At 44.8% G+C, this 13,318-nt stretch carries 13 protein-coding genes; 1 reads left to right on the top strand and 12 read right to left on the bottom strand.

Annotation, left to right across the window (positions count from 1 at the left end):
• Nucleotides 1–133: 133 nt before the first annotated feature.
• From D2910_RS00800 to zapA, 9 genes are all read right to left on the bottom strand, one after another.
• Complete coding sequence (locus tag D2910_RS00800; RefSeq protein ID WP_117312093.1) at nt 134–907, bottom strand: electron transfer flavoprotein subunit beta/FixA family protein; 774 nt, start codon at nt 905–907, stop codon at nt 134–136.
• A 20-nt stretch (nt 908–927) separates the two neighbouring features.
• Nucleotides 928–1,701, bottom strand: a complete 774-nt coding sequence (locus tag D2910_RS00795; protein ID WP_117312092.1) for an enoyl-CoA hydratase — start codon at nt 1,699–1,701, stop codon at nt 928–930.
• A 17-nt stretch (nt 1,702–1,718) separates the two neighbouring features.
• Nucleotides 1,719–2,348 carry a TetR/AcrR family transcriptional regulator gene (locus D2910_RS00790; protein WP_084246389.1) on the bottom strand — a complete coding sequence of 210 codons (630 nt, stop codon included), beginning with the start codon at nt 2,346–2,348 and terminating at the stop codon, nt 1,719–1,721.
• A gap of 42 nt (nt 2,349–2,390) precedes the next feature.
• Nucleotides 2,391–4,082 carry an AMP-binding protein gene (locus tag D2910_RS00785; protein ID WP_117312091.1) on the bottom strand — a complete coding sequence of 564 codons (1,692 nt, stop codon included), beginning with the start codon at nt 4,080–4,082 and terminating at the stop codon, nt 2,391–2,393.
• 237 nt (nt 4,083–4,319) lie between these two features.
• Complete coding sequence (locus D2910_RS00780) at nt 4,320–4,733, bottom strand: DUF350 domain-containing protein (RefSeq protein WP_084246393.1); 414 nt, start codon at nt 4,731–4,733, stop codon at nt 4,320–4,322.
• 21 nt (nt 4,734–4,754) lie between these two features.
• On the bottom strand, nt 4,755–7,118 hold the full coding sequence (locus D2910_RS00775) for an endonuclease MutS2 (protein ID WP_117312090.1): 2,364 nt from the start codon (nt 7,116–7,118) through the stop codon (nt 4,755–4,757).
• A gap of 12 nt (nt 7,119–7,130) precedes the next feature.
• Nucleotides 7,131–8,834, bottom strand: a complete 1,704-nt coding sequence (gene polX, locus D2910_RS00770) for a DNA polymerase/3'-5' exonuclease PolX (protein ID WP_117312089.1) — start codon at nt 8,832–8,834, stop codon at nt 7,131–7,133.
• A gap of 488 nt (nt 8,835–9,322) precedes the next feature.
• The gene (locus D2910_RS00765; RefSeq protein ID WP_117312088.1) at nt 9,323–9,859 is read right to left on the bottom strand and encodes a CvpA family protein; all 537 of its coding nucleotides are present in this window, start codon (nt 9,857–9,859) and stop codon (nt 9,323–9,325) included.
• Nucleotides 9,860–9,864: 5 nt separating this feature from the next.
• Entirely contained in the window at nt 9,865–10,125 is a 261-nt protein-coding gene (zapA, locus tag D2910_RS00760; RefSeq protein ID WP_084246401.1) for a cell division protein ZapA, read from the bottom strand.
• 131 nt (nt 10,126–10,256) lie between these two features.
• On the opposite strand from zapA, the gene rnhC reads away from it, so the two are divergent.
• Nucleotides 10,257–11,189, top strand: a complete 933-nt coding sequence (rnhC, locus tag D2910_RS00755; RefSeq protein ID WP_117312087.1) for a ribonuclease HIII — start codon at nt 10,257–10,259, stop codon at nt 11,187–11,189.
• Between the two features lie 115 nt (nt 11,190–11,304).
• Here the strand turns inward: rnhC and D2910_RS00750 are convergent, their stop codons facing one another.
• From D2910_RS00750 to D2910_RS00740, 3 genes are read right to left on the bottom strand one after another with little or no spacing between them, the layout of a single operon-like run.
• Entirely contained in the window at nt 11,305–12,375 is a 1,071-nt protein-coding gene (locus tag D2910_RS00750) for a hypothetical protein (protein WP_117312086.1), read from the bottom strand.
• Nucleotides 12,376–12,384: 9 nt separating this feature from the next.
• Entirely contained in the window at nt 12,385–12,822 is a 438-nt protein-coding gene (locus tag D2910_RS00745) for a type II secretion system protein (RefSeq protein WP_240633526.1), read from the bottom strand.
• Nucleotides 12,823–12,845: 23 nt separating this feature from the next.
• Complete coding sequence (locus D2910_RS00740) at nt 12,846–13,283, bottom strand: type IV pilus modification PilV family protein (protein WP_165850117.1); 438 nt, start codon at nt 13,281–13,283, stop codon at nt 12,846–12,848.
• Between the last annotated feature and the right edge of the window lie 35 nt (nt 13,284–13,318).

Genomic DNA, 13,318 nt, shown 5'->3' with positions numbered 1-13,318 from the left:
CTTTTCTTTGTCCAGACTCCGGGGGCCCAGCTCTTCGGGTCATAAGCCAGCCCAGCTGCCGTGGCAAAACTCGCCACTCTGCTGTTCTGTCTTATGCCTTTCAGAGCTTAGCGGGCGCCGTCGCTTTTCTGATTTATATTACTTTCGCTTCGTTTTTAAGCAAGCTGACCAGTTCAGTCACCTGGTTTGAAATATCGCCTTCCAGAATGCGTCCTGCAGCTTTAGCTGGCGGCAAGTAGATTTCGATAGTTTCTGTTTTCGCTTCAACGTCGTCTTCGTCGATATCAAGATCATCCAGTTCAAGTTCTTCAAGCGGTTTTTTCTTCGCTTTCATGATTCCTGGAAGTGATGGATAGCGCGGTTCGTTCAAACCTTGCTGAGCAGTTACCAGCAATGGCAATGAAGTTTCAAGCTCTTCAGCGTCTCCTTCGATATCGCGGACGATCGTCACTTTTTCGCCTTCGATTTTAAGGCTGGTGATTGTAGTCACATAGTTGATGTCCAACAAGTCTGCAACGCGTGGTCCGACTTGTCCTGAACCGCCGTCGATTGCAACGTTACCCGCAAGGATAAGGTCAGCTTCTTTATCTTTCAGATATTCAGCCAATATGTAAGCTGAAGTGAATTGGTCCATTTCTTCTACATCGTCTTCAGTGTTGATAAGAACCGCTTTGTCTGCACCCATAGCAAGTGCTGTACGAAGCTGTTTCTCAGCGTCTTCGCCGCCCATCGTGATGACAATAACTTCACCGCCGTGCTCATCGCGGACGTTGATCGCTTCTTCGATCGCGTATTCATCGTAAGGATTGATGATGAATTCTGCGCCGTCTTCCTGAATCTTTCCGCCAGAAATGACTAATTTCTCTTCTGTGTCGAACGTACGTTTAACTAATACATAAATGTTCATTAACGTAGACCTCCCAAGTATTATTTCCCTTTAAATTGTGCTTCGCGTTTTTCCAGAAACGCCTGGATTCCTTCTTTTGCATCTTCGGACACAAAAACGGTTCCGAAAGAATTCGCTTCGGCTTCCACGCCGTCATAATAGCCTGCATGCTTGGCATACTGCAGCATATTAATCGCGGCTTTAACTGAAACCGGGCTCTTCTTGGCAATCTTCTTGGCAATTGTAAGCGTTTGCGAAAGAAGTTCTTCTTCCGGATAAGCTCTGTTCGCCAATCCCAATTGCGCTGCTTCCGTTCCGCTGATCGGGTCGGAAGTCAATAGCATTTCGGCCGCTTTCGCAACGCCGACATATCTCGGCAATCTTTGTGTTCCCGCAAAACCAGGAATAAGCCCAAGCTGAAGTTCCGGCAATCCTAGCTTAGCATTTTCTGAAACAAAACGCATTTGACAACTCATCGCGAGCTCCAGACCGCCGCCAAGGGCAGCACCGTGGATTGCAGCGATAACAGGCTTATGGAATGTTTCAACCCGTTCAAAAACTTTTTGCCCGCTTGCAGCGAGTTTTGAAAATTCTTCACCTGAAGTGACCTGGGTAAATTCCTTGATATCCGCTCCAGCTGAGAAGAATCTGCCTTCTCCGTGCAATACGATTGCGCGGACAGCGTCATCGTTTTCGACTGCACTCAACAATTCATCCACTTCCATGATCAAAGCGCGCGACAAAGCGTTTGCCGGCGGACGGTTGATCGTTGCGACCGCAACCCCGTCTTCTACACGATAACTGATAAATTCCATTCTGATAAACCCCTCTCTTAGGCACGCATGCCCTTCATCAATAAATGATGGACTTTCGGAGCCAATTCGACCAGATCATATTTATGCTCATTCATGACCCACGTCGTTATGGTTTCATCCATCGTACCGAAGACCATCTGTCTGGCCAGGCGGATATCCATGTCCTTATCGAACTCATTCGCTTCCATACCGCTGATCAGGATTTGATCCAGCAATAGAAGATATTCCCGAAGGACGCTGTTGATCTTCAGCCGGATCTCGGTATTCGACTGCCTGAGTTCGAGCTGGGTGACGATAGCCAAATGGATATCGTTCGCCAATAAATTGAAGTGACTCTCGATCATATGCTTCAGTTTTTCAGCGGCTGAATGATCTTTCTCGAGAATCTGTTCCAATTTGCTGACGAAAACCGCCATCTTTTCCTGAAAGACAGATATGAGAATGTCTTCTTTGTTTTTGAAATACAAATAAATTGTACCATCCGCGACCCCGGCTTGTTTAGCGATTTTCGAAACCTGGGCTTGATGGTAGCCATTTTCGGCGATGACGATCACCGCCGCATCGATTATTTGCTTATATTTCGGTTTATCTTTTTTTACCAATTCCTCACCACCCAAAAAAATATGAAAATATGAATGGCGATTCATTCATATTTTCATATTATAGTTTACTGCTTATTGTGTCAAGCTTTATGAAGGGACGGCTTCGCTGAGCTTCTGCTTCTCTTCATCGATCAGAGAGCGTCTCAAAATCTTGCCGACTGCTGTTTTCGGCAGTTCAGTACGGAATTCATAGATGCGAGGTACTTTAAATGCCGCTAGATGTTCCCTGCAATACGCATCCAGTTCTTCTTCCGTAATCGATTTGCCTTCTTTCAGGACGATGTATGCTTTCACGGTTTCTCCGCGGTAAGGATCCGGTATGCCCGCTACGACGCATTCCTGAATAGCTTCGTTTTCATAAAGGATTTCTTCGATTTCACGTGGGTAGATATTGAATCCACCAGCGATGATCATGTCTTTTTTGCGGTCAACCACGAAGAAATGGCCTGCATCATCCATATAGCCAAGGTCGCCTGTCATCAGCCAGCCATCGACAATCGTGGCAGCCGTAGCTTCTGGATTATTCCAATAGCCCTGCATGACTTGAGGTCCTTTGATGCCGATTTCACCGATTTCACCATGGGGCACTTCTTCAGTCGTTCCTGGCTGAAACACTTTGCAATCCGTGTCCGGATATGGCAATCCGATAGAGCCTTTGACTCTGTCTCCCCACACAAGATTCGAATGCGTTACCGGTGAAGTTTCTGTTAACCCGTAACCTTCCACCAGACGGCCGCCCGTGATCTTCTCGAATTTCTCCTGAACTTCCACCGGCAGCGGCGCAGAACCGCTCAAACACGCGCTGATTGAAGAAAGGTCGTATTTCTTGATATCCGAGTGGTTCATCAATCCGATATACAGCGTCGGAGCCCCCGGGAATAAAGTCGGTTTCTGTTTACTGATCGTCTTCAAAGCAGTTTCTGGATCGAATTTCGGCAACAGCACCATTTTATTGCCCTGCATAACTGATAGGATCAGCACAGTTGTAAGTCCATACACGTGGAATAACGGGATGATGCCGAGAACCGTTTCCTCGCCGCGCTTGGTTTTATAGAGCCACGTATCACACATGGTCGCGTTTGAAATCAGGTTCTTATGTGACAGCATGACGCCTTTCGGTGATCCTGTCGTGCCTCCAGTATACTGCAGGAGAGCCAGGTCCTTTTCAAAATCGAATTCGGTTTTCGCAACATCGGTTGTTGCTGTTTTCATGATTTCAGAGAATAGGTGATTCGAGCCCCTATGCTCCACTTTCACTGTAATGCCGTATTGTTTCTTCTGAATGAAAGGATAAATCATATTTTTCGGGAACGGTAGATATTCCTTGATACCTGTAATGATAACATTTTCAAGGTCCGTATCCTTCAATACTTTTGAAATCCTTGGATAAAGGATATCCATCGCCAAAATCGCTTTGGCGCCAGAGTTCTTCATCTGGTAGGCAATTTCACGTTCTGTATACAAGGGGTTGGTCATAACCACTACACCGCCAGCATACAGGATACCGTAGAATCCGATGACAGCCTGTGGAGAGTTCGGCAGCATAATCGCTACGCGGTCACCTTTTTTGATGCCCAGACCTTGCAGGTAACTTGCGAATTTCATCGCAGAATCATAAAGTTCCTGGTAAGTCATATCTTTGCCCATGAAATGAATCGCCGTTTTTTCAGGTGTGGCCTCGAAAGTATGGGTCAAATAATCCTGTACCGGCTTACTTTCATAATCCAGTGTATGAGGAATCTCCGGCGGGTAATGTGCAAGCCATGGCTTTTCTGTCATTCTAATTTCCTCCTTTTGTATTATAAGAATCGTGTGAATATTCCTATTTTTAATTATAGAGAAATATGTCAGCGCTTACAAACTTTATTTTCATAAATACATACAATAAAAAACTGCCAGCTGTTTTAGCTGGCAGTTCCGTTTCTAGATCATGAAAAGATAGACAATCCCGACGAGTACAAACAATACACAACAAACGATCAGGATCTTTATTAGATTTTCCAAGTGCCACAACTCCTAAGAAATACTTGCACCGATTACAAATGACAGCCCCACGGAAATCATCATGGAAATCAGACCGACAGATCTGTTGTCGTTCTCGATCTCATCGTCGACTTTGAATTTAGGCGTTAAAAATTCAAACAGGATATAAGCGAATATCAGCAGGCCGAATCCATAGACTCCCCAGCCGATCATTTCCGGCAGCGTGTTGTGCTGTTCGATAGAATAACGGAAAATATTCGTTACACCAAAAATCTTCCCGCCAGTCGCCATGGCCACTGACAGGTTGCCTTTTTTGATTTCTTCCCAGTTTTTATACTTGGTGATGACTTCGAAAATCACCATCGCCACGATCAAACACAATACTACTACACTGAAATAGCCTGCCGTCTCGACAAGCGGATGCGTCCAAAACCCAGTCTCTGACATTGCTCAATCTCCCCTATATTCCTACTTCAACTCGGCGACGGTCACTCCTGAACCGCCTTCACCCGCTTCGCCAAAGCGGTAACTTTTTACACGCGGATGTTTTTTCAGGTATTGCTGCACGCCTTGCCGCAGCGCACCTGTCCCTTTTCCATGAATAATGGAAACTTGATGGTAATTCGATAATAACGCATCATCGAGGTATTTTTCAACACGGGCAAGCGCATCTTCATAGCGTTCGCCTCTCAAATCAAGCTCCAGCTTCACATGGCTGTCGCGGTCTTTGAGAGTGGCCATGGTGCGCGTCTCTTTTTCCTTTTCCGGTTTTGTATAGGAAAGATCCGATTCCGGCAATTTCATCTTCAGGATGCCGATCTGCACGATCCATTCCTTGTCGGAAACTTTTTCGACCAGCGTGCCTTTTTGTCCGAATGAAATCACTTTGACTTCATCATTGGGTTTCAACTTCACTTCGCGCTGTTTGTCTTTAGCCGCTTTTTTCAAAATGCGGTTTTCTGGCGCGGCCCCTTCAAGACGTTTTTTCGCATCGATCAATTGATGCTCTTTGATGGAGCCTTGCTGGTTCAGCTGCATCTTCCGCAAGTCGGAAATGACCTCTTCCGCTTCTGCACGGGCCTGGTCGACAATCTTGCGCGCTTTTTCACGCGCTTTTTCTTCAAGCTGCTCTTTTTTCTGTTCATATTGTTTTAATTGGGCAGCCAGTTCTTCTTTTAATTTCTCAGATTCCTTCAGTACTTCGCTTGAGCGTTCGGCATCCTGCTCAGATTCCCTGCGGCTCTTCTCGAGTGACGCAATCATGGAATCCACCTGGCGGCTGTCCGTGCCGGTAAAGCTTTGTGCATGGGTGATGATGTGCTCAGGCAATCCGAGGCGTTTTGAAATCTCAAATGCGTTGCTTCGTCCAGGAACGCCGATTAACAAGCGGTACGTGGGACTTAAAGTTTCCACATTGAATTCCACGCTGGCATTCGCCACTCCCGGCCGGTTATAGCCGTATGCTTTAAGCTCGGGATAGTGAGTCGTCGCAATGACGCGCGCGCCTCTGCCATGAACTTCGTCAAGCAATGAAATCGCCAGTGCCGCACCTTCCTGCGGATCCGTCCCTGCACCCAGTTCATCGAAGATGACAAGCGAATTCTCATCGAACTTCGTCAATATATCCACGATGTTGACCATATGGGACGAAAACGTACTGAGGCTTTGTTCAATCGACTGCTCATCACCAATATCGGCAAAAATCTGATCGAACACAGCAAGTTCAGAGCCATCAAGCGCCGGAACCGGCAGACCCGCCTGGGCCATCAATGTGCAGAGTCCCACCGTTTTCAAGGTGACGGTTTTACCTCCTGTATTCGGTCCGGTTATGACAATCGCTGTAATGTCACGGCCAAATTCGATATCGTTGGCGACCACTTCATCTTTTGGAATCAAAGGATGGCGGGCTTTTTTAAGATTGATATAGCCCTCTGTATTCATAGCTGGTTTTGAGCATTTATTGGCTGAACCGTATTTCGCTTTGGCGAAGATCATGTCGATTTCACCAAGCACTTCGACCATGACGAAAATGTCATGTGCCACTTCCTGCACCTGGGCCGACAGCATCTGAAGGATACGGTCAATCTCTTCTTTCTCTTTCATTTTCAGACGGCGCACTTCATTATTTGCCTGCACCACCGCATCCGGTTCGATGAAAAGCGTCTGTCCGGATGAAGACTGGTCATGGATAATGCCGCCATAATGGCTGCGATATTCCTGTTTGACTGGAATGACAAACCGGTCATTGCGGATGGTGACGATGGAATCCGACAGCATTTTCGACGCATTTTTTCCACGCACCAAGCTTTCCAGCCGCTCGCGTACCCGGCTTTCCTGCGAACGCAGTTGCTGGCGGATCGAGCGCAATGCGGGACTTGCTGAATCCAGCACCCCTCCGTTGTCATCGATGCACGCATTGATGTCGTGTTCCAATTGTGTCAGAATCGGCATCGATTCCTTTTTCTCAAGGAATAAAGGGATTTGGATATCTCCTTCTTCACGAATTGCTTCGAAAAATTGGCGAAGAATCCGGCTGGCGCGAATGGTTGATGATACCTCCATCAATTCGACCGGGCTCAACGAACCTCCAATTTGCGCTCTTCTTGCGTGCATCCGGACGTCAAAAATACCGCCCATCGGCACATTATTTTTCACACGTAAAACCTGGGCTGCTTCGTCCATTTCAGCAAGCAGCTGCTCCACTTCCCGGATTTCTACAGATGGCACCAATTTATCTATATGATTTTTACCGAGTGAAGAGGTGCAATATCGCGCCACTTCGTCACGGATTTTATAAAATTCGAGTGTCTTTAATGCGCGTTCCGCGATCATTCGCGACACCTCCTATTTTTTCAGATATGCTTTAAATTTCTCCAGCGGCCATGTATTGACCACATTGTCACGTTTCAGCCAGGCTTTTTGCGCGTGGCGAACCCCGATGGCCATCACTTCCAGTTGATCAATGGCGTGGGCATCTGTATTGATTGCCACAGGCACCCCTTTTTCCTGCGCCATTTCAAGAAATTCCACTGCCAAGTCCAACCGGTATGGACTTGCATTCAATTCCACAATTTTACCATATTCACTTGCCCAGTCCAGAAGCTGCTCGACGTCCGGGTCATATCCGCTCCGCTGGCCGACGATACGTCCTGTAGGATGCGCAATCATGTGGACATATGGATTTTTCATCGCAGTGTGGATCCGCTCCATGATCTGCTCCTGCGGCTGCTGGAAACTGGAATGGATGCTGGCAATGACAAAATCAAGCTGCTTCAATACTTCATCATCAAAATCGAGCGACGCATCCGGCAAAATATCCATTTCCGTACCGGACAGCACTTCGATATCATCATATTCTTTATTCAATTCACGGATTTGACCATTCTGCTCCAATAAACGCTCAGGCGTCAAACCGTTTGCAACTTTCAGATATTGCGAATGGTCGGTGATGACCATATATTCGTAATTTCGGCTGCGGCAGGCGTCAATCATCTCTTTCAATGAATGCGCACCGTCAGACCAGACCGTATGCATATGCAGATCGCTTATGATGTCTTCAATAGAGACAAGTTCCGGCAATTCTTCGATGCGGTCAGTTTCACGTCCATCTTCACGGACCGACGGCGGAATGAACGGCAATCCGAAATGCGCGAAAAAGTCTTCTTCCGAATTGAAGGTCTTGATGGAACCGTCTTCCTGCTCGACTCCGTATTCACTGATTTTCTTATTCTGTGATTTCGCCAGCTGGCGCATCTTCACATTATGGTCTTTCGATCCCGTGAAATGATGCAGCGCCGTGACAAACTCCTCTGATGCCACCAATCGGAAATCAATATCGATCGGGTCCTGGAATTCAACAGTAACCGATACTTTCGTGTCACCGGAAGCAATCGTTTCCTGCACCGGCAACGCTGCAAGCAATTGCTCTTTTACAATGGATGGCTGGCTGGTCGCTACGATGAAATCCAGATCCTTGCTTGTTTCCTTCGTACGGCGATAGCTGCCTGCGACAGAAAACTCACTGACTTCTGTTATGCCCTCTAGTATTTCGTTGATGGCGGCGACAGCTTCAGCCGTTTTCCAAATAGGATGGCGGCCGGGTTTAGAGTCGAACTCCATCAATTCCTTTAAAATTTTGTCTTCGGATTTCGGGCCGAAACCAGGCAGTTTTTGAATATTGTGGTCGATGCATGCCTGTTTCAAAGCTTCAGCAGAATCGATGCCGAGTTCTTTATATAGTTTGGCGATTTTTTTGCCGCCAAGCCCCTGCAATTTCATTAAGGGAATAAGCCCTTTCGGCACTTCTTCCTTCAGCTCCTCTAAAACCGACGATTTGCCGCTGTCCATCAACTCAAGGATGACGTCCCCTGTACCTTTGCCGATCCCTTTCAGCTTCGTGACGTCTTCTATTTCAGACAATGAACGCTGATCGAGCTCGAGTGCCTGCGCCGCTTTACGGAAAGCGGACACTTTGAATGGGTTTTCACCTTTCAGTTCCATATATAAAGCGATCTTTTCAAGTGTTCGGATAATGACTTTTTTATTCATTGGGAGACCTCCTGTTTAAAAAATTACATAATCTTGATAGCCATTCCGCTTCAGACGGACGCTTTCCGCGGGGAGCTGCCTGAGCCTCCACGTTCGCTGCGCTACCTGGGGGTCTCAGGACTAGCTCTTAATCCCGCAGGAGTCGCCGTCTGCTGCTTCATTCTTAATCCGCTAATTATTTTTTGATGTACTTCATAAGTGGTTTTAAATACATCACATTTATAAAAGTACTTCCAGAGATATCTTTCAGCAAAGGCGCGCCTATGGAGCAGGCGAATGCCGACGGAGTAAAAGACGAGTGGTCTTCTCGGCTTATTGTGGGAGGCAAGGTTCGCCATGCGAAGATGGCGCAACCTTTGCGACGAGCAGTGCGCAGGAGCATAATCTTTGCACTATCCTAAGCGCCGAAGCGTTATTTAAGATAATTTTATTCAATTTATACCCCTAAACTCCAAAAAAACTTCTCCCGCAATGAGAGAAGTCAGTGCTTACATATAAATATACCACCATTCTTTCACTTTCTCAGAGAAATAAGGCGTGTGTTCAAGGATTGCCTGGGCAATTCCTGAGTTTTCAAGCTGGTTCTGGATGATATCCAGCGGCAGCAATGCAAAAACATAGATGAAGAAGAATAACAGGATCAACATTTCGATAAAACCAAGGATTGCTCCTAAGATTTTGCTGAGGAATCCGAGTACCGGCAAATACTTCAGGAAGTCGAACATGGATGCAATCAGCTGCAGGCCAAATTTAACTACAAAGAAAATAAGTGCGAATGCGAATAATTGATAAAAGGTCTGGTCAAGATCTAATTGCTCGATCGCGAGTGTAAACCTGGATTCATTAGTTACTGCCGGATATGGAATCCACAGAACGAAGTATTCGGATAAAGGTTTATAATAGAGGTATGCCACGACCAGCGCGATGATGAACCCTACCATATGTATTAATTGGACCACAAGGCCCCGTTTGGCACCGACTATTATGCCGGCAATTAGCAACAGGAATAAAATTATATCTAGCATCTACTTCAGCCCTTCAGTTTTTTCAATTCAGTTTCCAATTGTTCAATACGCTCTTTCAGTTTAAGATTATCATGTACCGCATTTACCGCAGTCAAAACTGCAAGGCGCGAACTGTCGAGAGATGGATTCATCGCATGAATCTCACGCATCTTCTCGTCCACTGTAGAAGCCACCAAACGCATGTGGCCAGAGGTTTCAGTGCCTACCATCTTGTAAGTATGGCCGTAGATCTCAACTGATGTGCGAATTCTTTGCTGATCCGACAATGTTCCATCCCCCAATCAATTATGCCTCGGCATAACAGCATCAGCCTATTCCAGCCAACGCATTTTATTTCTGTACATAATCATAACATGAACACAAGCAACTTGTGAATCATTAGAAAGGAGACTGTCCTATGTCCAATGTCGTATTAAAACTTCCAGAGGAAAGTCTCCTCCAGATCATCAAGCATTATGAAAATAAAAAGACCCCTGCCAAAGCGCAATATGTCCGTTTCACCGCCAAACTGACTGATACGGTAGTGACCGTCTACAATTCCGGAAAAGTCATGTTCCAAGGGGCTGGAGCTGAACGGGAAGCCGGAAAATGGGGAGAAGCTTCGGCTGCTGCCACGAAAGTTTCCGGCGCTAAAGGCGACACGCTGCCCGAAGATTTTGCGAAGCTTTCCGTTTTGGGGTCTGACGAAACCGGCACCGGAGATTTCTTCGGACCGATTACAGTCGCCGCTTGTTTCGTACCTGCCGATAAAGTAGAACTAGCACACGAACTTGGCGTCAAGGATTCGAAATTGCTTTCAGATGACTACATGCGCAAAATTGCGCCCGACCTTCGGGAAGCTTTCGTCCATAAAGTTCTTACTTTGAAAAATGAAAAATACAATAAAGTCCAAGCACAAGGCTGGTCTCAAGGAAAAATAAAAGCCCTGCTCCATAACCAGGCACTGAAACACGTGCTGGCAAAGTTGGATCCAGTAAAACCTGATGCCATACTTATCGACCAATTCGCCGAACGCGGTATTTATTATAATCATATCAAAGGCGAAAAAGAAATTATCCGCGAGAACGTCCTATTCTCCACGAAAGCGGAAGGCCTCCATGTTTCCGTAGCCTGTGCTTCAATCATCGCACGCGTGGCTTTCCTGGAAGAAATGGATCGGATGAGCGCTGAAGCCGGCGTCACTCTTCCTAAAGGAGCCGGCAAAATTGTGGATGAAGCGGCTGCGAAAATTATCATAAAGCATGGTGAAGAGTATTTGAAAACTTTGACGAAGTGGCATTTTGCGAATGCTGGGAAGGCGAAGGTTTTGGCTGGGAAGAGACGGAGTTAGGGATATTTTTATTATGTAAAGTTAATCAGATAAAAAAAGAAGCTTCTGACGAGATTTTTAATTTTCTCTGAAGCTTCTTTAAGTTATCAGTGATAAAAATATATAAAAAAATCCTCTAATTATAATTTACAATTTTTTCATCCTGCAATACCCAATTCGGAGTCCCAAGCGGTTCGTCTTTAGAAGCAGGAACAGCACAAGATAAATTATTTGCTGCACTTATTTGATTTCCTTTTAGAATTTTAAAGGGATTTGAAATTGCTATAAATTTGTTTTGGTTATCCATTTGATAAACCTGTCCGCCTATATAAAGATTTCGATCATCTTGTTTATTTACAGGGTAATTGTAAGCTTTCGGCAAATATAAGTCACCGAAGATATAAACATTCACTTGATTTTTATGCCAGTTTCCGATTGCAGCAGGCAAGTATGCATCTTTTCTAACCAATAAAGATGTTTTGCTGTTTCCCCAGTTAAAAGGTTTTAATGCTGTGAAGTCTCCTCCGGAGCTGATGCATGCATGGTTTTGAATGCTTATGTCACCTGAAATATATAAATCTTTTTGGGTTATTAATACATCTGAGTTACCGCCACCAATATCCAATCTGTCTCTGATAATTAAATTACCTGTGAATGTTTCATAGTCTTTTTTCATTGCTAAAATTGTTTTAACTTCCGTATCTTGACTTGCAGGTATCACTGGTGGAGAAAATGTACTACCGCCAGCTGGTGGAGATGTTGAAGACGTGCCTTTATTAGCAGCATAGAAAGTTGCCTCAACTTCTTTTCTTGTATTCCCATTGATTACTCCAATACTTTTGATAGTTATCTCCATAAGTTTGCTGTTTTCCATTTCTTTGCATGAAATTCCAGTTGCAGCATTGGCTGGTTCAATTGTATAGGCGCCTACATTCAGTTTTTTTGATGTTCCTAGTAATGCATCGATGTCACTGCATTTTAAAGATGTAGTTGATGAACTGGTAATCTTGTCTTTCAGTATTGCGCTGTAATGTAAAACGCCCATTTCTGCCTGATGCCTTGCTTGGACTTGATCTTCTTTGAGTGTGAATTGCTTAGCTGAGTTCATATTAGTAGCCATAAGCCCCATCCCAAGAACTGTAAACAATATAATCAGCATCAACACCATCAATAATGCATATCCGCTTTCATTTTTCCAATTTCCCATATCTTCCTCCTAATTAATCTTACTGAATGATGTGTTGATTTTATATTGCTGTCTTTTTGAATTTCCGTCAGCTGGACCAAATAGTATTAAGTTAAAATTAGATTTTTTTGTCCTGTCCAGAACTGTCTTATTTTTGGTGGGAGAAGAAGTTACGGCTGCTGGATCTAAATCATAGGAATATCCCTCTGAGATAATCATATTTCCACCTGTTTCATCAGTAAAAACCAGTTGGTCATTTTGCACCAAAATCTCAAATTTATCAGGTACAGCATCGTCATGATGATTTAAAAGGTATTGGGCCCGAATTTTTTCTACTATTATATTGCCTTCCTGCTGCAGCTGCTGATTCAAACTTGTCCTTTGCGAGGCGTTTGTTCCGCTTGAAAGTACACTTGCAATTAGAGCTACAATAATTCCGGCAATTGCAAGCACTGCAACCAATTCCACTAGAGTGATCCCCTTCTCATTCCTCATGGCTGAACCTTCAAATACATTTCTGTCTTAAATTCAGGTTCGTTTATACCAAAACCAGGTTTTGCTTTTACAGAGATTTTGGCTTTTTTTAATTTAAGTATCGTAGCCGGAGAGTCGGGTCTAGTCACTTGTATTTCTTCCTCTGTGACTTTAACTATAAAATGATCATATGTATCTTTGTCTTCAATAAAACCGCCGACTTTCTTATAATTATCAACGTTATTCAGGGTTAAAATAGTCTCCAGATCTCTAACATCTGAAACGATTTGCTCCGCAATTTGAACAGCCGTCAACGTCTCCTGATTATGCGCTGAAAATTTAGCTGACTGGGTAAAAATAGACATGAAAGTAAATAAAACGATTCCTAACAGAGCAATTGCGGCCAACAATTCTACCAGGGTCATGCCCTTTTCCTTATTTAAAAAGTTCTTCATCATTTTCCTCCGCTTAATTTAACTATTTATGTTTT

The organism is Planomicrobium okeanokoites, assembly GCF_003428875.1.
Lineage (GTDB): Bacteria > Bacillota > Bacilli > Bacillales_A > Planococcaceae > Planococcus > Planococcus okeanokoites.
Note: the sequence above shows the minus strand (reverse complement) of the source record. Positions and strands in the feature narration are given on the sequence as shown.